General features: G+C 67.8%; 21 protein-coding genes. 6 read left to right on the forward strand and 15 right to left on the reverse strand.

Annotation, left to right across the window (positions count from 1 at the left end):
- Nucleotides 1-62 precede the first annotated feature (62 nt).
- Nucleotides 63-1,052, reverse strand: a complete 990-nt coding sequence (locus G3O00_RS26555) for an AAA family ATPase (RefSeq protein ID WP_206144795.1) — start codon at nucleotides 1,050-1,052, stop codon at nucleotides 63-65.
- A 186-nt stretch (nucleotides 1,053-1,238) separates the two neighbouring features.
- Between G3O00_RS26555 and G3O00_RS26560 the strand changes: the two genes are divergently transcribed.
- Nucleotides 1,239-1,991 (forward strand): IclR family transcriptional regulator, encoded by a 753-nt coding sequence (locus G3O00_RS26560; protein ID WP_206144796.1) that lies wholly within the window; start codon nucleotides 1,239-1,241, stop codon nucleotides 1,989-1,991.
- A 32-nt stretch (nucleotides 1,992-2,023) separates the two neighbouring features.
- Here G3O00_RS26560 and G3O00_RS26565 read toward each other — a convergent pair whose 3' ends face one another.
- The 7 genes from G3O00_RS26565 to G3O00_RS26595 all read right to left on the reverse strand — a co-directional run bounded on the left by G3O00_RS26565 (nucleotide 2,024) and on the right by G3O00_RS26595 (nucleotide 13,635).
- Nucleotides 2,024-2,977 (reverse strand): DmsC/YnfH family molybdoenzyme membrane anchor subunit, encoded by a 954-nt coding sequence (locus tag G3O00_RS26565; protein ID WP_206144797.1) that lies wholly within the window; start codon nucleotides 2,975-2,977, stop codon nucleotides 2,024-2,026.
- A gap of 39 nt (nucleotides 2,978-3,016) precedes the next feature.
- Nucleotides 3,017-3,763 carry a 4Fe-4S dicluster domain-containing protein gene (locus G3O00_RS26570; RefSeq protein WP_011355597.1) on the reverse strand — a complete coding sequence of 249 codons (747 nt, stop codon included), beginning with the start codon at nucleotides 3,761-3,763 and terminating at the stop codon, nucleotides 3,017-3,019.
- A gap of 16 nt (nucleotides 3,764-3,779) precedes the next feature.
- Nucleotides 3,780-6,716 carry a molybdopterin oxidoreductase family protein gene (locus tag G3O00_RS26575; protein ID WP_206144798.1) on the reverse strand — a complete coding sequence of 979 codons (2,937 nt, stop codon included), beginning with the start codon at nucleotides 6,714-6,716 and terminating at the stop codon, nucleotides 3,780-3,782.
- Nucleotides 6,717-6,956: 240 nt separating this feature from the next.
- The gene (locus tag G3O00_RS26580) at nucleotides 6,957-8,378 is read right to left on the reverse strand and encodes an amino acid permease (RefSeq protein WP_011355599.1); all 1,422 of its coding nucleotides are present in this window, start codon (nucleotides 8,376-8,378) and stop codon (nucleotides 6,957-6,959) included.
- A gap of 180 nt (nucleotides 8,379-8,558) precedes the next feature.
- Nucleotides 8,559-9,974, reverse strand: coding sequence for an FAD-binding oxidoreductase (locus tag G3O00_RS26585; RefSeq protein ID WP_206144799.1), 1,416 nt, complete (start codon nucleotides 9,972-9,974; stop codon nucleotides 8,559-8,561).
- A gap of 573 nt (nucleotides 9,975-10,547) precedes the next feature.
- Nucleotides 10,548-11,852 (reverse strand): MFS transporter, encoded by a 1,305-nt coding sequence (locus G3O00_RS26590; RefSeq protein ID WP_206144800.1) that lies wholly within the window; start codon nucleotides 11,850-11,852, stop codon nucleotides 10,548-10,550.
- Nucleotides 11,853-11,979: 127 nt separating this feature from the next.
- The gene (locus G3O00_RS26595) at nucleotides 11,980-13,635 is read right to left on the reverse strand and encodes a choline dehydrogenase (RefSeq protein WP_206144801.1); all 1,656 of its coding nucleotides are present in this window, start codon (nucleotides 13,633-13,635) and stop codon (nucleotides 11,980-11,982) included.
- A 187-nt stretch (nucleotides 13,636-13,822) separates the two neighbouring features.
- Here G3O00_RS26595 and G3O00_RS26600 point away from each other — a divergent pair, with 187 nt between their 5' ends.
- Nucleotides 13,823-14,647, forward strand: coding sequence for an IclR family transcriptional regulator (locus tag G3O00_RS26600; RefSeq protein ID WP_206144802.1), 825 nt, complete (start codon nucleotides 13,823-13,825; stop codon nucleotides 14,645-14,647).
- A gap of 111 nt (nucleotides 14,648-14,758) precedes the next feature.
- Here the strand turns inward: G3O00_RS26600 and G3O00_RS26605 are convergent, their stop codons facing one another.
- A complete protein-coding gene (locus G3O00_RS26605; RefSeq protein WP_206144803.1) occupies nucleotides 14,759-15,091 on the reverse strand; it encodes a hypothetical protein in 333 nt (110 codons plus the stop codon).
- Nucleotides 15,092-15,306: 215 nt separating this feature from the next.
- A complete protein-coding gene (locus tag G3O00_RS26610) occupies nucleotides 15,307-15,930 on the reverse strand; it encodes an NAD(P)H-dependent oxidoreductase (protein ID WP_206144804.1) in 624 nt (207 codons plus the stop codon).
- Nucleotides 15,931-16,024: 94 nt separating this feature from the next.
- Here G3O00_RS26610 and G3O00_RS26615 point away from each other — a divergent pair, with 94 nt between their 5' ends.
- Nucleotides 16,025-16,381 carry a metalloregulator ArsR/SmtB family transcription factor gene (locus G3O00_RS26615; protein WP_206144805.1) on the forward strand — a complete coding sequence of 119 codons (357 nt, stop codon included), beginning with the start codon at nucleotides 16,025-16,027 and terminating at the stop codon, nucleotides 16,379-16,381.
- A complete protein-coding gene (locus G3O00_RS26620; protein WP_206144806.1) occupies nucleotides 16,378-16,836 on the forward strand; it encodes an SRPBCC domain-containing protein in 459 nt (152 codons plus the stop codon). Before G3O00_RS26615 ends, G3O00_RS26620 begins: the two co-directional genes overlap by 4 nt.
- A gap of 27 nt (nucleotides 16,837-16,863) precedes the next feature.
- Here the strand turns inward: G3O00_RS26620 and G3O00_RS26625 are convergent, their stop codons facing one another.
- The 3 genes from G3O00_RS26625 to G3O00_RS26635 are packed head-to-tail and all read right to left on the reverse strand — an operon-like array spanning nucleotide 16,864 to nucleotide 19,542.
- The gene (locus G3O00_RS26625) at nucleotides 16,864-17,886 is read right to left on the reverse strand and encodes a DUF2891 domain-containing protein (RefSeq protein WP_174930453.1); all 1,023 of its coding nucleotides are present in this window, start codon (nucleotides 17,884-17,886) and stop codon (nucleotides 16,864-16,866) included.
- Between the two features lie 19 nt (nucleotides 17,887-17,905).
- On the reverse strand, nucleotides 17,906-18,856 hold the full coding sequence (locus tag G3O00_RS26630; RefSeq protein ID WP_206144807.1) for a DUF979 domain-containing protein: 951 nt from the start codon (nucleotides 18,854-18,856) through the stop codon (nucleotides 17,906-17,908).
- Nucleotides 18,853-19,542: a DUF969 domain-containing protein gene (locus G3O00_RS26635; protein WP_011355610.1), complete on the reverse strand. Its 690-nt coding sequence runs from the start codon at nucleotides 19,540-19,542 to the stop codon at nucleotides 18,853-18,855. Before G3O00_RS26635 ends, G3O00_RS26630 begins: the two co-directional genes overlap by 4 nt.
- 337 nt (nucleotides 19,543-19,879) lie before the next feature.
- Between G3O00_RS26635 and G3O00_RS26640 the strand changes: the two genes are divergently transcribed.
- Nucleotides 19,880-20,104, forward strand: coding sequence for a hypothetical protein (locus G3O00_RS26640; RefSeq protein ID WP_011355611.1), 225 nt, complete (start codon nucleotides 19,880-19,882; stop codon nucleotides 20,102-20,104).
- A 46-nt stretch (nucleotides 20,105-20,150) separates the two neighbouring features.
- On the opposite strand, the gene G3O00_RS26645 is transcribed toward G3O00_RS26640, so the two are convergent.
- Nucleotides 20,151-20,579 (reverse strand): hypothetical protein, encoded by a 429-nt coding sequence (locus G3O00_RS26645; protein WP_041493610.1) that lies wholly within the window; start codon nucleotides 20,577-20,579, stop codon nucleotides 20,151-20,153.
- Nucleotides 20,576-21,043, reverse strand: a complete 468-nt coding sequence (locus tag G3O00_RS26650) for a hypothetical protein (RefSeq protein ID WP_206144808.1) — start codon at nucleotides 21,041-21,043, stop codon at nucleotides 20,576-20,578. The genes G3O00_RS26645 and G3O00_RS26650 overlap by 4 nt, the downstream gene beginning before the upstream one ends.
- 299 nt (nucleotides 21,044-21,342) lie before the next feature.
- On the opposite strand from G3O00_RS26650, the gene G3O00_RS26655 reads away from it, so the two are divergent.
- Nucleotides 21,343-21,653 (forward strand): response regulator (locus G3O00_RS26655; RefSeq protein WP_206144809.1); only part of this gene is annotated, 311 nt, incomplete at its 3' end.

Here is a 21,653-nt window from a genome sequence, read left to right on the forward strand (position 1 = left end):
TACCGTCGACGCACCCAGCGCTTCGCGCGCCGACGCGCGGCGCGCGGCGTCACGATCGGCGCTCACCGCCCGGCTCCCGGCTCGACGCCGCCGGTACGCGACGCGACCGCCAGCTCCTCGCCGAAACAGCGCTGGTAATACTCGGCGACGACCGGCCGCTCGGCGTCGTCGCACTTGTTCAGGAACGTGAGCCGGAACGCGAGCGCCGGATCGCGGAAGATCTGGCAGTTCTCGGCCCAGTTGATCACCGTGCGCGGCGACATCAGCGTCGACAGGTCGCCGGTCGCGAAGCCGTTGCGCGTCAGTTCCGCGAGGCTCACCATCGATTCGAGCAGCGGGCGGCCGGCTTCATCCGCGAGTTCCGGCACGCGCGCGCGCACGATGCCGATCTCCTCGTCGCGCGGCAGGTAGTCGAGCGTCGCGACCACGTTCCAGCGGTCCATCTGCGCGTGGTTGAGCATCTGTGTGCCGTGGTAGAGCCCGTTCAGGTTGCCGAGGCCGACCGTGTTCGCGGTCGCGAACAGCCGGAACGACGGATGCGGATGGATCACGCGGTTCTGGTCGAGCAGCGTGAACTTGCCGTCGCGCTCGAGGATCCGCTGGATCACGAACATCACGTCGGGCCGCCCCGCATCGTATTCGTCGAAGATCAGCGCGACCGGGCGCTGCAGCGCCCACGGCACGATCCCTTCCTGGAACTCGGTCACCTGCACGTCGTCGCGCACGACGATCGCATCCTTGCCGACGAGATCGAGCCGGCTGATGTGGCCGTCGAGGTTCACCCGGACGCACGGCCAGTTCAACCGTGCCGCGACCTGCTCGATATGCGTCGACTTGCCGGTGCCATGCATCCCCTGCACGAGCACACGGCGGTTGCACGCGAAGCCGGCGAGGATCGCGAGCGTGACGTCCGGGTTGAAACGGTATGCGTCGTCGATATCGGGCACGTGATCGTCGCGCGTGCTGAACGCGGGCACCATCAGGTCCGAATCGAACCCGAACCGTTCGCGGACCGACACCATGCAGTCCGGCTTGTTCGCTACCCCATCCATTGCGTTACGCTCCTGTCGTTGCGTCGTGCGCAGGCGTCGATCGTCGCGCCGCGCCTGTCTTGTTTACGGAACGATTCGTTCCGTTGCTGAAAATACGGTCCGGTTCAACGGCCCCGCCGCCCCGCGCGGCCGGCCTGCCGAACCGTTCGGTACAATGGCCGCAATCCAGTTTCCGGAACGCCTGCCATGCTGCCCGCGGATACGCCCACGCTGCGCGCCTTCGCGCTGCTCGAACATCTCGTCCAGGCCGGCGATGCCGTATCGCTCGCCGATCTCGTGCGCGAAGTCGATATCCCGAAGGCGTCGCTGCACCGGATGCTCGCGTCGCTCGAAGCCGGCGGCCTCGTGATCCGCGAGCCGGGCCGCAAGAACGCGTACGCGATCGGCCCGCGACTCGCCCGGCTCGGCACCGGCGTGATGCTGCATGCGGGCGCGCGCCGGCTGCGCCACGCGATCCTCGAACGGCTCGTCGCCGATCTCGGCGAAACCTGCAACCTGACCGCACTGCACGACACGGAAGTCGTCTATCTCGACCGCGTCGAGGCCGACTGGCCGCTGCGGCTCGACCTGAAACCCGGCTCGCGCGTGCCCGCGCATTGCAGCGCCAGCGGCAAGCTGCTGCTCGCGCTGCTGCCGCGCGACGAACGCGCCGCGCTGGTGCACGCACTGGCGCTGCCGCGCTACACGCCGAACACGATCTCCGATCCCGAGCTGCTCCAAGCCGAACTCGACCGCACCGCGCACAAGGGCGTCGCGATCGACAACGAGGAATTCGTCGCGGGCATCGTGTGCATCGCGGCACCGATCGTCGGCGACGACGGCGCGTGCATTGCCGCGGTCGCCGTGCATGCACCCGTGTCGCGCGCGCCGCTGTCGCGACTCCTCGACCACGTGCCGCGTTTGCAGGAAGCGGCGCGCGCGCTCGCGGAAACGTTCTAGTTCCCGCACGGCGTGGCGGCGCACACGCCACGTCATGACGCGCGCTGGTAGTAGATGTTCTGCGGATGCCGCGCATCCGCGAAGAAGAACCAGCGTTCCGCGACCAGCCCCGCATACTGGATCACGAATGCCGCGCCAAGCGCGACGGTTGCCGCGACCGACGTCGGCGAGAGCGCAAGCGCGCCCGCGCCCGTCAGCACGAACGGCACCGCGAATGCGCCGATCAGGAAGCCGGCCTTCACCGCGCGCAGCGTGCCGTTGCCCTGCCCGTGAAAGAACTCCCGCGTATTGAACGCGCTGGCCGTGAAGCCGCGCGACTTCTGCTCGACCTTGTCGCTGCGGATCCCGGTCGCGCTCTGCACGGTCGACTTCGGCCGCAGCCGCGCATTGCGTGCGAGCGACGCGAGCCGTGCCACACCACCCGCGAGCGTCAGCACGCAGGCGGCCACCGCGAGCCGGCCGACCAGCGAAGGCGCGAGCCACGCTGCGCACGCCGTCGCCAGCGTGCAGCCCGACGCGCAGCCGAGCAGCACGAAGTTCACGAGCGTCAGCGGGCTCGCCCATTCCTGCAGGAAGCGCAGGCACGCATAGATCATCGCGGTGCACACGAACAGCGCGACGCTCGCGAGCGCACCCACTGCGCCGATCAGCAACGTGCCGGGCCAGCCGAACAGGTGCGCCGCGCCATACGCGAACGCGCACGCGAGAAACACCGGCAGCGCGATGCATTCGCGCGACAGCCACGACGTGCGCCACATCGCGATCGCGCGCCATGCGCGTTCGGGGTGGCCGAGATGGAAGAACGACGCCAGCAGGCCGAGTGCGCCGAGCGCCACCGACAGCGCGGCGCCCGTCACGTAGAACGCGGCGGCCACGTCGACGCCGGCCAGTCGCGCCAGCGCCTCGACGATCACGAGCGTCAGCAGCAGGCCCTGTGCGGCACCGCACAGCGTGGTGAGGAAAACGACCGAAAAGGCTGGGCGCATGGGGACTCCGTGTGTTCGTATGAGTGAAGGGCTTCGCGCTCAGCGCTGCGTCGCGAGCGACACGAGATCGATGTCGCCGCGTGCCGCGCGGGCCTCGAACGATGCGTCCTCGTCGCGGCCATTCGACCCGCTGCCGCACCCGCCGCTGCTCCCGCACCCGCACGACGATTCGGTCTTCACGCGCGGCAGGTAATGGTTCGACGGCCGCGTGTCCCATTCCGGCATCAGCTGATAGCCGCCGCGTTCGCGGATCGCGCGCGACACCTCCGACTCCGGATCGTGCACGTCGCCGAACAGCCGCGCCGACGTCGGGCACGCGAGCACGCAGGCCGGCTTCCGGTCGCGTTCGGGCAACGCCTGGTTGTCGATGCGGTCCGCGCACAGCGTGCACTTCGTCATCTCCTTGCGGCCTTCGTCGAGCTCGCGTGCGCCGTACGGGCACGCCCACGCGCAGTACTTGCAGCCGATGCACTTGTCGTAGTCGACCAGCACGATCCCGTCCGACTTGCGCTTGTAGCTCGCACCGGTCGGACAGACGGGCACGCACGGCGGATCCTCGCAGTGCAGGCACGATTTCGGGAAGTGGATCGTGTCGGTCATCGGGAACACGCCCGCTTCATAGGTCTGCACGCGGTTGAAGAACGTGCCGGACGGATCGTCGTCGTACGGGCGCATATCCGCGAGACTGCCGGCTTCGCCCGACGTGTTCCATTCCTTGCAGCTCGTCACGCAGGCATGGCAGCCGACGCACACGTTCAGGTCGATGACGAGGGCCATCTGGGTCATGGTGGTGCTCCTTCGATCAGCGATCTTCAGACTTCGGGCCGGCCGACGTCGCGCGCCGCAGCCGCGCGGCGAATGCGCCGGTTCCCGCGAAATACGCCTGCACGCGCTGCAGCACGCGCGGCGTGCCCGGCAGCGCCGGCATCGGCGCGAACTGCGGCAAGGTCGTCGCCGCATCGGCTTCGGCCGGATAGATCCGCACCTGCACGTCGTACCAGCCGGCCTGCCCCGTTATCGGATCGGAGTTCGACATCCGCGCACCGCCGCGTGCCGCATCCGGCAACTCGTCGGTGATCACGTGGTTCAACAGGAAGCCGCGCTGCGACTCGCCCGCCTGCGGCCCGAGGTTCCACGCGCCGGCCGCCTTGCCGATCGCGTTCCAGGTCCACACGGTGCCGGGCTCGACCGCTTCGCTGTAGCGCGCGCGGCAACGCACCTTGCCCCACGGCGATTCGACGTAGATCCATGCGCCGTCTTCGATCTGCTGCGCGGCGGCCGTCACCGGGTTCACGAACAGGTGGTTCTCGCCGTGGATCTGCCGCAGCCATGCGTTCTGCGAATCCCACGAGTGGTACATCGCCATCGGCCGCTGCGTGATCGCCGCGAGCGGATAGCGGCCCGCGTCGGTCAGCCCACTTTCGAGCGAGCGATGCCAGAACGGCAGCGGATCGAAATAGCGCGCGATGCGCTCGCGCAGATGGTCGGGCGGCTGGCGGCCCGACGTGCGGCCCTGCGCGGCGAGCCGGAATTTCTGCATCACGTCCGAGTAGAGCTGGATCACGATCGGCACGCCGAACTTGCGCATCCCGTTGTCGACCGCCCACTGCATGTACGGGCCGTTGCAGTTGCGCATGTATTGCAGCGGTTCCGGCAGCCGATGGTGGTACACGCAGTTGTTCTCCGCATAGCGCTTCCACTGGTCGGGGTTCGGCTCGCCGACGACGGCCTTGTCGCCGTCCTTGCCGCGCCAGCCGATCAGGAAGCCGGTGCCCGAATCGGGCGCGGTCTGGAAGTTGATGACGAAATCCGGATAGTCGCGGTACTTGCGCTGCCCGTCCGCGGTCGTGAAGGCCGGAAACTTCAGCCGGCTCGCGAGCTCGATCAGCACTTCCTGGAACGGCTTGCATTCGCCGGTCGGCGGCACCACGGGCACGCGCACCGAGTCGACCGGCCCGTCGAATTCGGAAATCGGCCGGTCGAGCACCGACATCACGTCATGCCGTTCGAGGTAGGTTGTGTCGGGCAGGATCAGGTCGGCGAACGCCGTCATCTCCGACGCGAACGCATCGCACACGACGAGGAACGGGATCCGGTATTCGCCGTCGTCGCGCTTGTCGACCAGCATCTTGCGCACTTCCGTCGTGTTCATCGACGAATTCCACGCCATGTTGGCCATGAAGATCAGCAGCGTGTCGATCGGATAGGGATCGCCGCGCCACGCATTGGTGATCACCGAATGCATGAGCCCGTGCACCGCGAGCGGGTATTCCCACGAGAACGCCTTGTCGAGCCGCGCGGGCGTGCCGTCCGGATGGACGAACAGGTCCTCGGGGCCCGCGGGCCAGCCGAGCGGGCCGGTCGCGAGCGGCGTGTTCGGCCTGATCTGGGCCGGGTCGTTCGGCGGTTTCGCCGACGGCGGCACCGCGCGCGGATACGGCGCCTTGTGCCGAAAGCCCCCTGGCCGGTCGATCGTGCCGAGCAGCGACATCAGCACGGCGAGCGCGCGGATCGTCTGGAAGCCGTTCGAATGCGCGGCCAGCCCGCGCATCGCATGGAACGCGATCGGCACGCCCTTCACCGATTCGTGTTCCTTGCCCCACGAATCGGTCCAGCGCACCGGCAGCTCGATCGCGTGGTCGCGCGCCACCGTCTCCATCTCGCGCGCCAGGCGGCGAATCGTGTCGGCCGCGATGCCGGTGATGTCGGCCGCCCATTCGGGCGTGCAGTCGGCCACCTGTTCGCGCAGCAGCGTAAACGACGGCGCGACGGGCGTGCCGTCGTCGAGCGTATAGCGGCCGTCGAGCGCCGGCTCCGCGCCTTCCGTGTGATGCAGCACCGCGCGGTTCGTCTTCGTGTCCCACCACATCCGGTTCTGCGGATACAGCGCATTGACCTCCGGCGCGCCGGCGTCGCGCACGAACAGCCCGAACGTGTCGGCGCCGTCGCGCTGGTCGACCAGCTCGGCCGCGTTCGTGAAGCGCGACACGAATTCGAGGTCGAACGCGTTGCGCGCGATCAGCTCGTGCATCAGCGCCATGAACAGTGCACCGTCGGTGCCGGGGCGAATCGGAATCCATTCGTCGGCAATCGCCGCGTAGCCGGTGCGCACCGGATTGATCGCGATGAAGCGGCCGCCCGCGCGCTTGAACTTGCCGAGCGCGATCTTCAGCGGATTCGAATGGTGGTCTTCCGCGGTGCCGATCATGAAGAACAGCTTCGCGTTGTCGAGATCGGGCCCGCCGAATTCCCAGAACGAGCCGCCGATCGTGTAGATCATCCCGGCCGCCATGTTCGCCGAGCAGAACCCGCCATGCGCCGCATAGTTCGGCGTACCGAACTGTTTCGCGAACAGGCCGGTGAGCGCCTGCATCTGGTCGCGGCCGGTGAACAGCGCGAAGCGCTTCGGATCGGTGGCGCGCAGGTGCGCGAGGCGCTTTTCGAGCACGTCGAACGCGACCTCCCACGACACCGGCTCGAACTGCGCGTCGCCACGCTCGGCGCCCGGCTTGCGCATCAGCGGCTGCGTGAGCCGCGCCGGCGAATACTGCTTCATGATCCCCGACGAACCTTTCGCGCAGATGACGCCCTGGTTCAGCGGATGCGCGGGATTGCCGTCGATGTAGCGCACCTCGCCGTCGCGCAGGTGCACGCGGATGCCGCAGCGGCACGCGCACATGTAGCACGTCGTCGTCTTGATCTCGGCCTGCTCGTCCCGCTCGCGTGCCCGATGTTCCATCGTCTGTCCTCGTTCGCGGATTCGCGGATGAGGGCGCGCCCGCCGGGGCGCACCCGTGAATCGGTTCATCCATGCTATGCCGGCACGCGGCCGACATAAAGTCGCATCCTCTGATCGGTGCTATCGGTCGGCCCGATAGTTGCCCCGGCCATCCATCGGCTCGGGCCGGAACCCGCATGCGCGAAGGCCCGGCTTGCGGGCCGGGCCTGCTGCGTCATGCATTACCGCGCATTACACGCATCACCGCGGCGGATAGGCGAGCAGTTCGCTGTCGTCGAGATGCTCGCGGCGGCTGCGGCGCGTGAGCCCGTAAGCGACGACCAGCACGCCCAGGCTGGCGACACCGAGCCACAGCGGCTTGCGCTGGTCCGGGATGAATGCCATCGCGACGAGGATGCCGACCATGCCGATGATCGCGACCCAGGTGAGGTACGGATACGCCCACATCTTGACGCGCAGCTTGCTGGCGGCCACCGGGTCGAGACGCTTGCGCAGGCGCAGTTGCGAGAACGCGATCAGCACGTACACGAACAGCGCGACGGTGCCGTACGAATTGACGAGGAACGCGAACACGGTATCGGGCGACACGTACGACATCACGACCGACACGTAGCCGAACACCGTGCCGAGCAGGATCGCGCGCACCGGCACGCCGCGCTTGTTGACCTTCGCGAGCGCGGCCGGCGCATCGCCATGACGGGTCAGCGCGAACAGCATCCGCGACGCCGCATAGAGGCCCGAGTTGAGCGCGGACAGCACCGCCGTCAGCACGATCGCGTTCATCACGTTGGCGGCAGCGGGCAGGCCCATCACTTCGAGCGCGCTCACGTACGGCGTGGCCATCTGATGCGAATTCCACGGCACCAGTGCGACGACGAGCGCCACCGAGCCGACGTAGAACACCAGCACACGCGTGATCACCGAATTGGTGGCTTTCGCAACCGCCTTCGCCGGTTCCTTGGCCTCGGCTGCCGCGATCGTGACGATCTCGGCGCCGAAGTAGAAGCCGGTCGCCGCGACCGCCCCGCTCATCACCGGCCCGATGCCGAGCGGCATGAAGCCGCCGTGACCGAGCAGCGTCGGCAGCACGGACGTCGTGTGCATCGACGCGGGCCACAGGCCGAGCACGTAGAGGCCGCCGAGGAACAGGAACACGATGATCGCGCCGACCTTGATCGACGAGAACCAGAATTCGAACTCGCCGTAGCTGCCGACCGAGATCAGGTTCGTGAGCGTCAGCACGACCAGCAGCGCCAGGCTGATGATCCACGCGGGGGTATCCGGCAGCCAGAACTGGATCAGCTTGGCGCCGGCCACCGCTTCGAGCGCGACGACGATCACCCAGAAATACCAGTACATCCAGCCGGTCAGGAAGCCCGCCATCTTGCCGGGGCCGCGCCAGTTGCCGAACGCGAGCCGCGCGTATTCGTAGAACGAACCGACGGCCGGCATCGCGCAGGCCATCTCGCCGAGCATCCGCATCACGAGCACGACGAGCCCGCCGGTGATCAGGAACGACAGGATCGCCGCCGGCCCGGTCTGCTGAATCACCACGCCGCTGCCGACGAACAGCCCGGCACCGATCACGCCGCCAAGCGCGATCATCGTCATGTGGCGCTGCTTGAGTCCACACTTCAGGTCACTCTGATTCGAGGGTTGCATGTCTTCTCCATATCCAGTTGTCCGGACGCCGCCCGTACGCCACCGTCGGGTGAGCGCGGGCGCCGCCGGCGACGGCGCGTGCAGGGGCGCCTGCAGCCCCGGCCGCACGGATTTCTGTTGCTTTTATTGTGTTGGACGACCCGGCGCGCACTGCGTCGCGCCGGGCGATATGCGCTACGTTCAGGGCTTTTCGTCGTTCCTGAAATACGACAGGTAGAGCATCCGTTGCCCGATACGCCGGAACGGCGCGAACGGGTGGCCTGGCAGCGGCGACGTGAAGATCGGCAGCGTCTGGCGTGCGCCCTTCCCCGCGATCTGCTCGGCCAGCCGGCGGCCGGCCTGCTGCGAATACGACACACCATTGCCGCCGTAGCCGAGCGCGTAGTACACCGACTGCCGCGGGTCCGGCTGGCACACGCGCGGCATCATGTCGTGGCTGACGTCGACCCAGCCCCACCATGAATAATCGATCTCCACGCCGCGCAGCGCGGGAAACTTGCGCCCCATCCCTTCCTTCAGCAAGTCGAAGTGGCGCGGGTTCGGCGCATCGTCACCGGTGATCGCGCTGCGGCTACCGATCTGCAAGCGGCGATCGGGCAGGAAACGGTAGTAGAAGCGCAGCGTGCGCGTATCGGTCAGCACTTGAGTCGTGCGGAAATTGCACGCGTCGATCTCCGCGTCGGTGAGCGGGCGCGTGACCATCGAGTTCGACAGGATCGGCATCACCTTGCTGCGCAGCGACGGATGCAGCGTCTGCGCCGTGTACGCACCGGTCGCGATGCCGACCGCGCGGGCCCGCACGACGCCGCCAGGCGTGCGCAGGTGGTGCACGCCGTCGATCGTCTCGAAGCCGAGCACGGGGCTGCTCGTATGCACCTTCGCACCGGCTTCGCGCGCGAGACGCAGGTAGCCGAACGCGAGCTTCAGCGCATGGATGCCGATGCCTTCCGGCTCGTGCAGCGCGCCGGCCGCCTCGTGATCGTTGATGAATTCGCGGCGGAAGGTGTCGGCGCTCAGCAGCTCGGACGGATAGCCGAACACGTCCTTCCACACCTTCGCTTCGGCCGCGAGCTTGGCCATGATGCGCGGCCGGTGGGCGATCAGGAAATGGCCGCCCGGCTGCGGATCGCAGTCGATTTCCGACACGAGCGACTTGAAGTTGTCGAAGCCCTCGAGGATCTCTTCGTGCATCTTCAGCGCGACGTCCTTGCCCCAGCGCTCGATCCACTGCGAGCGCGACAGCCGGCCGGATGCGTTCTGCCCCTGCCCGCCGTTGCGGCTGCTGCAGCCCCAGCTCGTGCGGTTGGCTTCGAGCACGACGGCCTTGATGCCGTGGTCCCGAGCGAGGCACAGCGCGGTGGCGAGGCCCGTGTAGCCGCCGCCGATGATCGCGACGTCGACATCGAGATCGCGCGTGACGGGGCCGTCGTCGGGCGGCGGGGTGCCGGCCGTCGCGACCCAGTAGGTCGGCGCGTACTGCTTGCCGCATCCGGGCCCCGGCGACACGAGCGGATCGTAGGTCGGGTCGTAACGCGTATCGTTGGCCCGGCCGCCGGCAAAGCCGCTCGCGGACCGTTCGATGGTAGGGGTCGACATGCTCAGACCTCCGACGCGGGCTTGCCTGCCGCGCCGCAACGGGCGCGCGAGGCGATTCGACTGACTGATGCGAGGCGCACGCTCGCCGCACGGGCGAATGCTGCCGACTGCCTGTTGGTCATGCCTGTCTCCTGATCGTTCTCTTCGGGTCGATCGTGTGCAGATGCTTCAATGCGGCGATCTGTCGAGGAAAGTGTAGGCAGGCCGATTTTTCGCAGGTAGGGCCAGTGGACCGGATTCGCTTGGACCAGCGTGTGGGGGCGCCGAACGGCTGGTAACAGCCGGCGACAGGTGGGCGCCCTCGGTCAAACAGGATCGGCGGCGTGGGCGCGACGCCACCGGGCGATCGGGACGCTGAACGGCGGGCAACATCGGGCGGACGGCAGACGGAGTCGAACGGCAAGGGTCAGCGGCGTGGGCACGACGCGACCGGACGACCGGGACACCGAACCGCGGGCGACAGCGCACGACCGGCAGACGGCGTCGGTCGGCGGCACAGGTATGACACCACCGAAAGACCACGCCGCCGATACGACCCCACGCCGCGCCCCGCCCCATCCATCCCGCCCGCCGTCACATCGCGCGCACCACGATGCCGTCCACGCCGCCGCGTTTCTCGATCGCTCGCACGGACACGATCGACAGGAGTGCAGACAACATCACGTAAACCCCGACAAGCCAAGGCGCCCCGCCGTTCACGCGCAGCAACGCGGTCGCGACGATCGGCGTGAGGCCGCTCGCGAAGATGCCCGACACCTGGTAGACGAACGAGATGCCCGTGTAACGCACGTTCGCGTCGAACAGCTCCGCGAACAGCGCGGCTTCCGGCCCGTACGCCATCGCGTAGAAGATCCCGAACGGGATCACCAGCGCGAGCCACACGGCGAGCAGGTTCGTCGATTGCGTCTGCAGCAGCCAGAACGCGGGCAGCACCGACAGCCCGCACAGCGTCGCACCCCACCGGTACACGCGTGCACGGCCGAGCCGGTCCGACAGGCTGCCGAACACGGGGATGAACACGCACATCACGACCGCCGCGCTCATCACGCCGAGCAGCGCGTCGCCGCGCGAGATCGACAGGTTGCGCGTCATGTAGCCGATCGAGAACACCGCGAACACGTTGAAGAACACGCCGTCGATATAGCGTGCGCCCATTCCGAGCAGGATCGCCTGACGATAGTTGGCGAGCAGCTCGACGACCGGCAGCTTCGTGTCGCGCCGCTGGCGCTTGAGCGCGACGAACTCGGGCGTATCGGCCACGCGCGTGCGGATGTAGAAGCCGACCGCGACCAGCAGCAGCGACGCCGCGAACGCGACGCGCCAGCCCCATGCGAGGAACGCGGCGTCCGGCAGCGCACGCGACAGCGCCGCGACCACGCCGGCCGCGAGGCACAGCCCGATCGCGAGCCCGATCTGCGGCAGGCTCGCATACAGCCCGCGCCGGTGCGGCGGCGCGTACTCGTAGGCCATCAGCACCGCGCCGCCCCACTCGCCGCCGAGGCCGATGCCCTGCAGCACGCGCAGCGTCAGCAGCAACACCGGCGCCCACATGCCGATCTGCGCGTAGGTCGGCAGGAATGCGACGCCGGCCGTTGACACGCCCATGATCAGCATCGTCAGGATCAGCGCGGACTTGCGCCCGACGCGGTCGCCGAGATGGCCGAACAGCAAGCCGCCGAGCGGCCGCGTGACGAAGCCGACCGCGAACGTCGCATACGCGAGCATCGTCGATACGAACGCGTCGCCGGACGGAAAGTACTGCTTGTCGAACACGATGCCGGCGACCACGCCGTACAGGAAAAAGTCGTACCACTCGACGGTCGCGCCGATCACGCTGGCCGCGGCCACGCGTCGGACGACCCGGGAATCGATTGCCATGCGAGCTTCTCCAGGTAAGGATGCGCCGCAACCTGCCCCGGCGCCTTGCCGGCGGGGGCATCGATGAACGCGCGGCGGCCGTCCGGGCGCAGGAGCACGGGCCACGCGGGTGATGCGTGGCGACGCCCTACGCGAGCGCCTCGGCGGCCGGCGCGACGCTGTGGCCGCGATCGGCCGCGCGCGCGTCCTCGAGGATCATGTCGGACGCCTTCTCGGCGACCATCACGATCGGCACGTTGGTATTGCCCGATACGAGGGTCGGCATGATCGAGCAGTCGACCACGCGCAACCCGCGCGTGCCATACACGCGCAGCCGCTCGTCGACGACCGCGAGCGGATCGCTCGCGACGCCCATTTTCGCGGTGCCGGACGGATGAAAGATCGTCTGTCCGTATTCCCGGCAGAACTCGAGCAGTTCGTCGTCAGTTTGCGCGTCCGCGCCCGGCCGCACCTCGCGCTTCATCAGCGGCGCCATCGGCTCGGTGGCCGCGACGCGTCGCGCGAAGCGCACGCCGGCCACGGTCGTGCGGCGGTCGCGCTCGGTGTCGAGATAGTTCGGCTGGATCGACGGCGCGTCGCGCGCATCGTCGGTGCGGATGCGCACGGAGCCGCGCGATTCGGGCCGCAGCTGGCAGATCGAATACGTGCAGCCGGGAAACGGATGCACGCTGCCGCCCGCCGAATCGGCCGACAGCGTCGAGAAATGGAACTGGATGTCGGGCGTCGCCGATTCGTCCGGCAGCGCACGGCAGAACATCCCGCCCTGGTTGATGCCGATCGCGAGCGGGCCGCCGCGGAACAGCGCCCATTGCAGCCCCATCTTCGCGCGGCCGACCCACGAATGCAGTTCGTCGTTGGTCGTGATCGGCTTCGTCACTTCGTAGATCAGACGAATCTGCAGATGGTCCTGCAGGTTCTCGCCGACGCCCGCGCGATCGGCGACGACCGGAATCCCGTGCCGGTCCAGCAGCGCGGCCGGCCCGACGCCCGACACTTGCAGCAGTTGCGGCGACTGCAGCGCGCCGGCCGCGAGAATCACCTCGCGCAACGCACGCACCTCGTGAACCTTGCCATGCTGGACGTAACGCACGCCGGACGCCTGCGCGCCGTCGAACAGCACCTTCAGCGCCTGCGCATCGGTTTCGACATGCAGGTTCGGGCGCCCGCGCGCGGGCTTCAGGTAGGCCACCGCCGTCGAGCAACGCAGCCCGTTGCGCGTGGTGAGCTGGTAGTAGCCCACGCCTTCCTGGTCCCCCGTGTTGAAATCGTCAACCGTGCGCACGCCGAGCCGGTTCGACGCGGCCAAGAACGCATCGACGAGTTCGTGCCGCTGCCGGATCGCCGACGCCCACAGCGGGCCGCCGGTGCCGCGTGTCGGCCCTTCTCCGAGCGTGTTGTGTTCGAGCTTGCGGAAATACGGCAGGCACTCGCGCCAGCTCCAGCCGCGATTGCCGAGCGCGGCCCAGTGGTCGTAATCCTGCTGCTGCCCGCGCACGTAGATCAGCCCGTTGATCGAGCTGCAGCCGCCGAGCGTGCGGCCGCGCGGCCAGTACAGGCGGCGGTTGTGCATGTTCGGATCGGGATCGGTGTGGAAGCCCCAGTTGTACACGGGGTGGAACATCGTCTTGCCATAGCCGATCGGCACGTGGATCCACATGTAGTTGTCGGCGGGGCCGGCTTCCAGCAGGCACACCGTATGGCGGCCGCCGTCGGACAGCCGGTTGGCGAGGACGCAACCGGCCGATCCCGCGCCGACCACGACATAGTCGAAGCTGCGTGTCATTCCGTGTCTCCGTTCCGGGGTATTGGAAAAATCCGGTATGTTTCGTCCAAATTTATTGAGCACACGGAACGCGTACAAGCCGATTTATTGTCCACGCCGCGAATGTGGTACAAAAACCGTTCAATTCGTTTCATTTCCATCGCACACACCATCCCGGGACGCACGCCGATCCCGACGGAGGAGACACATGCGCGAAACCGCCCCCGCGCCGCCCGATGGCGCGCCCGCCGACGATGCGCGCGTCCTGCGCGCCCTCGCGGTGCTCGAAGCGCTCGCGTCGGCCGGCCAGCCGGTCACGCTGTCGCAGCTCGCCACGCGGCTGCACATTCCGAAGGCGACGCTGCTGCGGCTGATCGAATCGCTCGAAACGCGCGGCTACGTGATCCACATGCCCGACTCGCGTGGCCACGACCGCGGCATCGCGCTCGGCCCGCGCGCCGCGCAGTTCGCGCTCGCGGCCCTGTCGAACAACACGTTCACGCGCGGCTGCCGGTCGGTGCTGCGTGCGCTCGTCGACGTGCTCGGCGAAACCTGCAACCTCACCGCGCTCGATGGCGACACGGTGCTGTACGTCGAACGCGTCGAGACGACCGAGCCGTTGCGGCTCGAAATGCGGCCCGGCATGCGCGTGCCGCTGCATTGCACGGCGAGCGGCAAGCTGTTCCTGTCGCAGATGAATGCGCTGGAGCGCAACGCGATGCTCGCGCGGCTCACGCTGAAGAAGATGACCTACCGGACGCTGACCGATGCGCAGTTGCTCGCGGCCGAGCTCGACCGGCTCGCCGCGCGCGGCGTCGGGATCGACAACGAGGAATTCGTGCGCGGGATGGTGGCGGTTGCCGTGCCGGTGAAGGATGCGGCAAGCGGCCGCGTGCTCGCGGCGCTCGCCGTGCATGCGCCGACCGCGCGCGCGACGCTCAACGACTTGCTGGAGAACGTGCCGAAGATGCGGGACGCGGCCGTGCGGTTGGCGCCGCTGCTGCATGCGGCGGAGGGCGTGACGCAGGGTTGACGCGGCTGCGCGCGGTCATGCGGTCATGCGGTCATGCGGTCATGCGGTCACGCAGTCACGCAGTCACGCAGTCATGCAGTCACGCAGTCACGCAGTCACGCAGTCACGCAGTCACGCAGTCACGCAGTCACGCAAACGCAGCCAGAAAGTCTCGCGGCATGCGTTGTCGAACGTTATCCGCGTCGGGCCGATCGGTTGCGCATCCGGATGGCGGAGCACGTCGTAGTCGATCCAGCATTCCGCGCACAGCAGATCGGACGGCGCGCGGTCCTGCTCGACCGAGCGGCGCACGATCGCGCCGTTGTCGAAGCGGTATTCGGTTTCGTCGCGCGTGACCTCGACGTCGTCGTCAGTCCAGCGGTCGTGCGACGTCGTGTGCGACACGATCGACACCGGGCCCGAGAGTCCGTGGATCGCGGCGACGTAGGAAATAAGCTTGTCCATGGCGAGGCGGCAAGGAAACGGATGGCCGCATCGCGCAACGCATGCGGCGCGATGCAACCCGAGCGACGAGTATAGCCGCGCCCCGAAGACCTTGCCGCCGGCGGGGTTTCGCGCGCGACGCGTCCAGCGCGAGCAATGCGAACGTCACAACAAGCCAGCGCCCGCCCATCCAGTCGCAGGCCACGTGAGCGCGCATCCGCGAGATGCCGTTCAACCTAGGCGAACAACGCGCGCACCGCGTCGACGTGAGGCGCGAGAAACACCGCGCTATCGGCCTTGCCGGTGAACACGTCCGCCGCACCGTCCGCCATCACGAAACGCATGTCCTCGACGCCCAGAAAACCGAACAGCGTCCGCAGCCAGGGTTCGAGGAAGTTGCGTTGCGCCCGCTCCGCATCCGGCCCGTACCGCCATCCCGCCGCGATCACGAAGGTCGCGCGTCGCCCGCCGAGCAACCCGCGCGGCCCGGACGGCGTCGTTTCAACGGTCTCCCCCTGCCTGACGATGTGGTCCAGCCAGAGCTTGAAATTCGCGGACGGCCCCCAGTTGTGCATCGGCACGCCGATCACGTATTCGTCGGCATCGCGCAACTCGGTCGTGAACGTCGTCGACAAAGCCAGCATCTCGTTCTGCTGCGCGGTCCGCCTGTCCGGCGGCGTGAAGTTCGCCGCGATCCACGCCGCGTCGATCGGCGGCATCGCAATGCGACACAGATCACGCTCCACGACCCGCCCGTCGGGATGCGCATGCAGCCAGTTGCGCGCATACTCCTGCGTCAGTCGACGCGAAATGGACGCATCGCCCATCGGGCTCGAATCGATCTGCAATAACTTGAACATCGGAATTCTCCGGTTGAAGGCGATCCGATGTTATTCAACCCAAAGGTTGATTGTCAACCTTGCGGTTGAATATAATTCCGCCATGAGTCTCTCCATGAATCCACACGATCGTTCGCCCGACAGGCTGGACGCCATCTTCAGCGCGCTTGCCGATCCGACCCGGCGGTCGATACTCGGACGGCTGCGCGACGGCAGCCTGACTGTGGGCGAGCTGGCGGCGCCCTACGACGTGAGCCTCAATGCGATCTCCAAGCACGTCAAGACGCTCGAGAAAGCCGGGCTGATCCGCCGCGAAATCCGGGGGCGCGAGCACACGTGCCAGCTCGACGCCGCGAATCTCGAGGAAGTACAGCGCTGGCTCGACCATTACACGGCGTTCTGGAGCGAGCGGCTTGACGCGCTCGACCGGCATCTCGCTGCCAAGCGCAAACAGAAGCCGCCCCGGTCATGAGCAGTCATGCGATCACGGTCCGCAAGCTGCTCCATGCGTCGCGCGACGAGGTATTCGACGCGTGGCTCGACGCGGAGGGCCTGTGCGCGTGGATGCTGCCCGGCACGATGAAGCATTGCGACGCGATGCTGGAACCGCGCGTCGGCGGACGCTTTCACATCTTCATGCGCTCGTCGCGCATCGAATACGCGCACTCCGGCGAATACCGGGTGCTGGACCGCCCGTCGAAGCTGGTATTCACGTGGCAGTCCTCGTACATGAACCAGCAGGAAACGCTCGTCACGGTCGATCTGTTCGACCGCGACGGCCTGTGCGAGCTCGTGCTGACGCACGAGCGCGTGCCGTCCGAACTCGCGCCGAAGGGCGTATCGATCGGCTGGCGGCAGATGCTGGACAAGCTTGACGTGTCGCTGCAGGCCCCGGGCCGCGACGCGATCGTGCGGCCCCGGGCCTGAACCGCGGGGCAGCCCCCTTCCCGCGCGCTACGCCTCCAGCGCGAGCAACGCGAACGTCGCGAGCCAGTGCTCGCCCATGTAGTCGCCGGCCACGTGCGCGAGTGCGCTCGCAAGATGCCGGTCGGCCGCCTCCAGCAGCTTCGCGCGGCGCGCATCGCCTTCCGGCAGTGCGCCGGCGAGCGCGCGCTGGCACCACGCACGGCTCAGGTTCAGCCCGTCGAGGTGCGCGATCTTGCCGTCGCTGCGATCGCTGACCGTCGCCGGCTCGAACAGCGTCGCCGGTTCGCCGCGCGCGAGATCGGGCAGGAAGCGTGCGAACCAGCCGTCGAATTCGGCGGCCGGCAGCACGCGCCGCATCAGCTCCGCCTCCATCAGCGCGGGCGACAGGAATTCGTCGCCCGACGGCTCCCACGCCTGGCACGCGACATCGTTCAGGTGCCAGCGCTTCGCGGTATCGACGATCAGCGCCGCGAGCCCGTCGCGCTGCGTATCGCGTGCGAAATCGAGCGTGAGCGCGAGCGCGAACGCGGTGTTGAAGTGCGTGCCGACCCGCAGCGGATAGGTCGCTTTCGGCAGGAAGGTCTCGAAGCGCGACACGAACAGGTCGGTCAGCGGCGCCATCGTCTTCGCCCAGCGCGCGGCCTGCGGCATCGCCCCCTTCAGCGCGAGCCGCTCCAGTTGCGCCGACAGCGCGAGCAGCCACGCCCAGCCGTACGGCCGCTCGAAGCCGGCGTTGTGCGGCAGCGCGAGATACGCGCGCTCGCCGGCGACGTTCGCCTCGGTGAAGTGCGCATCGACGATCGCGACGATGCGTTCGGCCTCCGGCAATGCCGGGTAGCGTTCGAGCACGCGCAGCACGAGCCAGTAGCCGTGCACGCACGAGTGCCAGTCGTAGCTGCCGTAGAAGATCGGGTGAAGTGCGCGCGGCCCCTGCACGTCGTGCGGACCTTCGAGCGAATGCGTGAGCTTGTTCGGATATTCGCGGGTCAGGTGCGCGAGCGCGAGCGACGCGAATTTCGAGGCGAGTTCGGGCGTGAGTCGGTCGGTCATGGGCATCTCGTCCATCGAGTCAGAAGCGGAATACGAACGCATACATCAGCAGCGTGTTCACGGCGAGCAGCAGCACGGCTGTCGGCCACTGCGCCTTGATCACGCCATTCTTGTCCTTCAATTCGAGCAGCGCCGCGGGCACGATGTTGAAGTTCGCGGCCATCGGCGTCATCAGCGTACCGCAGAAGCCGCTCAGCATCCCGATCGCGCCCATGATCGCCGGGTTGCCGTGGAACTGGTGGACGATCAGCGGCAGGCCGATGCCGGCCGTCATCACGGGGAACGCGGCGAAGCCGTTGCCCATGATCATCGTGAACAGCGCCATGCCGACCGTGTAGGCCGCGACCACCGCGAACGCCGAATCGATCGGCACCCACTCCTTCACGAGCCCCGACACCACGCCGCCGACGCCCGCGACCGCGAACAGCGCGCCGAGCGCTGCGAGCATCTGCGGCAGGATCGCGGCCCAGCCGACCGCGTCCATCGTGTGGCGAGCCTCCTTCACCGCATGCACGGGCGAATCGCGCAGCATCGCGAGCGCGACGGCGAACGCGACGAGCGTGCCGAGCACGAGCGAGATCAGCGTCACGCTCTTCTGGTCGACGAACGGCACCAGCTTCAACGCGAACGTGCCGATCAGCGTGACGACCGGGATCAGCAGCGCGGGCAGGAACAGCTTGTTGCCGAAACGCTGCGCGAGCGTTTCGCGCCGCACGGCCGCGGCTTCCCCGGCTTCGTCGGACTTGCCGCGCCCGAGCTTGCCCGAGCCGGCGATCACCGCGAGCGCGATCGCGAAGCAGCCCGTCACGAAATGCGGCAGCAACCCGCCGAGCAGGAACGTGACCGCGTAGATCGCCCAGAACGCGAAATTGACGATGCGGCGCGGGTTCGTGCGGTCGGTCAGGTTGAAGAACGCGAACGCGGCGAACATCAGCCCCGCGAGCGTGTACAGCGATTCGAGGCCGATCATCGCGCGCCCTCCTGCGGCAGCAGGCCGAAGCCGCGCGCCAGCCGGCGGTCGAGCAGCGCGAGGCGCGTGCAGTGGATCAGCAGTGCGGCGATCGCGGTCGGGATCGCCCACACCGACAGGTGCAGCGGCTCGATGGAGATCCCGTTCTGCTCGAGAAAGCCCTTGATCAGCAGGATCGACTGGATCGCGATGAAGATGTCCTCGCCGAAGAACACGGCGACGTTGTCGGCGCCCGATGCATGCGCGCGGATCTGCTGGCGCACCGATTCGGGCAGCTCGCCGTGCCGGTTGACGGCAGCAGCCTCTGCCATCGGCGCGATCAGCGGCCGCACCATCTGCGCATGGCCGCCGAGCGACGTGAGGCCGAGCGCGGCCGTCGCCTGGCGCAGCACGAAGTACAGCATCAGCACGCGGCCCGTGGTGGCCGCCTGCACGCGCGAGATCATCCGCTTCGCCTGCTCCTTGAGCCCGTTGCGCTCGAGCAGCGCGATCACCGGCAGCGTCAGCCAGATGAGCCCCATGTAGCGGTTTTCGGTGAACGCCTTGCCGAACGCGCTGATGATGTCGACGAGATTCAGCCCGCCCGCCAGCCCCGTCGCGAGCCCCGCGATCGTGACCACCAGCAGCGCATTGAAGCGCAGCGCAAAGCCGATCACGACGATCGGCACCCCAATCAGCACCAGCATTGCTCCTCCTTGTTACGGACGCGCGGCGCCCTGGAATGCGCCGCCTGCCCGGTTTGGACCGGGCTCGGACGCCGCAATCTAACACGAGGTTTTATCGATAAATAGTCGACAATTTGCTGCTTCGGGTAAACGTTGAAGCGCACGAATACCGTGCCCGGGCCATGTGTCGGCAGTGTTTCATCCGAGAAATTGGGGGACGGTCGGCCGGTGCGAACCTGCCGGTCGCGGCACGCGCGTCCCCGCTCCCGGGGGCGGCGCGCGACGGGCCGCCGCGCGTGGCGAAGCCCCGGTGCGCCGACTAAACTGGAAAACATCGGCAACGGACAGGAGAGCCGCCATGATTGACGTATTCCAGACCATCGGCAGCCGCGCGTTCTCCGCTCATCTGGCGAAGGACGGGATGGTGACGCTGATGGAGCAACGCCATGAGGTCGATCGCGTGACGCTCGCGACCGCGTATGCCGCGCTCGTCGAGGAGTCCGAGCAGGAAACCGACCTGCTCGACGCGACGGTCGAAGGGATGATGCGCGCGCTGATCCAGGGCTACGCGCGCAGCCACTGACGGCGCGCCCGCCCCCGTTGAAGCGGATGACGGGCCGGCGCGGGCGCTACGCGGCCGGTGTCCCGGCACCCATGTCGAACCACCGGCCCGCGCGCAGTTGCCGGTAGTCGGCTTGCGTGAAGATCCTCAGCAGGTTCGCGACCGCGCCGTTGCTGGCGCGGTCGAGTTCCGTCATGAAGGCTTCGACTTCGTCGCGGCCCGCAAACAGGATCGTGCGAAAGGTGCGTTCGCGTTCCGCGTCGGACAGGTTCGTTGCGCTCAGCTGGTACGGATGGTGAAGCGCCGCGAACAGGAAGTAAAAGCGCTCGGCGTCGTCGCGCAGCACGCGCACCGCGTCCGGATCGACCGGAAAATCGCGGTAGAACGACGCGTGCCCGCTCTCGATGTATATCCGGTACATCAACCGGCCGTCGTGCTCGGTCACGATCGGCGCGTACGGGTCGCGGCTGACGAGTATCGTGTCGGGCGCAGTCATCGCGCGTGCCTTGCGCTCGCCATGCGGTTGCCCGCACCCGACCTGACTGCCAGCCATGCGCCGTCCGTGAAAGCCATCTGTCGTGATTCTCCGTCTGCTGGAAAAAGTGCTGCGCGACACTGCCGGTCGCACACTCGCCGGTGCTGGCGCCTGCCGTACACCAGGCGCAGCAGAAGATACACGGGATAGGCCAGCGCCATGACGATGAGCGCGGCCTCGTGCCCCGACGCCGTTTCGGCGCAACGGCGCGCGAACCGCTCGGAACCGAACAGTCCGATGGCAAGCAGCAGCATGCCGCCGACCAGCAGCGCCGCGAGCAGCCCGATGCCCCACCCCGGCCAGTTGCCCACCCGCGCGGCAGACAGGAAAAACGCGCTGCCGCCCGCAAACGCAGCTCCGAGCGTCACCAGATAGCTACGGCAATACGTGGCGCTGATGTCGCGATCTCTCTTTCCATACCCCATGTGTCGTGGCGGCCATTCTTTTTGTCGAAGGCGGCACGGTAACATGTCCGCTTCGGCGGCCCGTGCCCGTTGCCAGCCTGAAACGCCGCACCTTCATAGAGGAAACGCACTGAAACGGCACCATGCGCAAAATTTTCGATTGCCGCCGCCCGCGCCGCATGACAGCATGCGGGCGTCGCCAACCGAAAAGAATGCCGTGCCGTCCGGCCGCCGATGCCGCCCGGCGGCGCCGAACAAGCAGCCCCTTCCATGAACCCGGCCCACCTCCAACATTACGAACCGACCGGAGAATTCCGCTTGTGAACATCGGCATCGTCAACGACCTCCCGCTTGCCGTCGAGGCGATGCGCCGCGCGATCGCGCGCCGGCCCGAGCACCGCGTGCTGTGGGTCGCGACCGACGGCGCGCAAGCCGTCGAGCTGTGCGCCGCGCAGCCGCCCGATGTCGTGCTGATGGACCTGATCATGCCGAAATTCGACGGGATCGAAGCAACGCGGCGGATCATGCGATCCGAACGACCGTGCGCGATCCTGATCGTGACGAGCTGCATCGGCGCGAATGCATGGCGCGTGTTCGAGGCGATGGGCGCCGGCGCGCTCGACGCGGTCGA

The sequence above is a fragment of the Burkholderia sp. Ac-20384 genome (genome assembly GCF_017104605.1).
GTDB classification, from domain to species: Bacteria; Pseudomonadota; Gammaproteobacteria; order Burkholderiales; family Burkholderiaceae; genus Burkholderia; species Burkholderia lata.

Excerpts from the sequence above, each read along its gene's own strand:
- G3O00_RS26555 (WP_206144795.1), bottom strand. The coding sequence starts at position 1,052 with ATGGATGGGGTAGCGAACAAGCCGGACTGCATGGTGTCGGTCCGCGAA.
- G3O00_RS26560 (WP_206144796.1), top strand. The coding sequence starts at position 1,239 with ATGCTGCCCGCGGATACGCCCACGCTGCGCGCCTTCGCGCTGCTCGAA.
- G3O00_RS26565 (WP_206144797.1), bottom strand. The coding sequence starts at position 2,977 with ATGCGCCCAGCCTTTTCGGTCGTTTTCCTCACCACGCTGTGCGGTGCC.
- G3O00_RS26570 (WP_011355597.1), bottom strand. The coding sequence starts at position 3,763 with ATGACCCAGATGGCCCTCGTCATCGACCTGAACGTGTGCGTCGGCTGC.
- G3O00_RS26575 (WP_206144798.1), bottom strand. The coding sequence starts at position 6,716 with ATGGAACATCGGGCACGCGAGCGGGACGAGCAGGCCGAGATCAAGACG.
- G3O00_RS26580 (WP_011355599.1), bottom strand. The coding sequence starts at position 8,378 with ATGCAACCCTCGAATCAGAGTGACCTGAAGTGTGGACTCAAGCAGCGC.
- G3O00_RS26585 (WP_206144799.1), bottom strand. The coding sequence starts at position 9,974 with ATGTCGACCCCTACCATCGAACGGTCCGCGAGCGGCTTTGCCGGCGGC.
- G3O00_RS26590 (WP_206144800.1), bottom strand. The coding sequence starts at position 11,852 with ATGGCAATCGATTCCCGGGTCGTCCGACGCGTGGCCGCGGCCAGCGTG.
- G3O00_RS26595 (WP_206144801.1), bottom strand. The coding sequence starts at position 13,635 with ATGACACGCAGCTTCGACTATGTCGTGGTCGGCGCGGGATCGGCCGGT.
- G3O00_RS26600 (WP_206144802.1), top strand. The coding sequence starts at position 13,823 with ATGCGCGAAACCGCCCCCGCGCCGCCCGATGGCGCGCCCGCCGACGAT.
- G3O00_RS26605 (WP_206144803.1), bottom strand. The coding sequence starts at position 15,091 with ATGGACAAGCTTATTTCCTACGTCGCCGCGATCCACGGACTCTCGGGC.
- G3O00_RS26610 (WP_206144804.1), bottom strand. The coding sequence starts at position 15,930 with ATGTTCAAGTTATTGCAGATCGATTCGAGCCCGATGGGCGATGCGTCC.
- G3O00_RS26615 (WP_206144805.1), top strand. The coding sequence starts at position 16,025 with ATGAATCCACACGATCGTTCGCCCGACAGGCTGGACGCCATCTTCAGC.
- G3O00_RS26620 (WP_206144806.1), top strand. The coding sequence starts at position 16,378 with ATGAGCAGTCATGCGATCACGGTCCGCAAGCTGCTCCATGCGTCGCGC.
- G3O00_RS26625 (WP_174930453.1), bottom strand. The coding sequence starts at position 17,886 with ATGACCGACCGACTCACGCCCGAACTCGCCTCGAAATTCGCGTCGCTC.
- G3O00_RS26630 (WP_206144807.1), bottom strand. The coding sequence starts at position 18,856 with ATGATCGGCCTCGAATCGCTGTACACGCTCGCGGGGCTGATGTTCGCC.
- G3O00_RS26635 (WP_011355610.1), bottom strand. The coding sequence starts at position 19,542 with ATGCTGGTGCTGATTGGGGTGCCGATCGTCGTGATCGGCTTTGCGCTG.
- G3O00_RS26640 (WP_011355611.1), top strand. The coding sequence starts at position 19,880 with ATGATTGACGTATTCCAGACCATCGGCAGCCGCGCGTTCTCCGCTCAT.
- G3O00_RS26645 (WP_041493610.1), bottom strand. The coding sequence starts at position 20,579 with ATGACTGCGCCCGACACGATACTCGTCAGCCGCGACCCGTACGCGCCG.
- G3O00_RS26650 (WP_206144808.1), bottom strand. The coding sequence starts at position 21,043 with ATGGGGTATGGAAAGAGAGATCGCGACATCAGCGCCACGTATTGCCGT.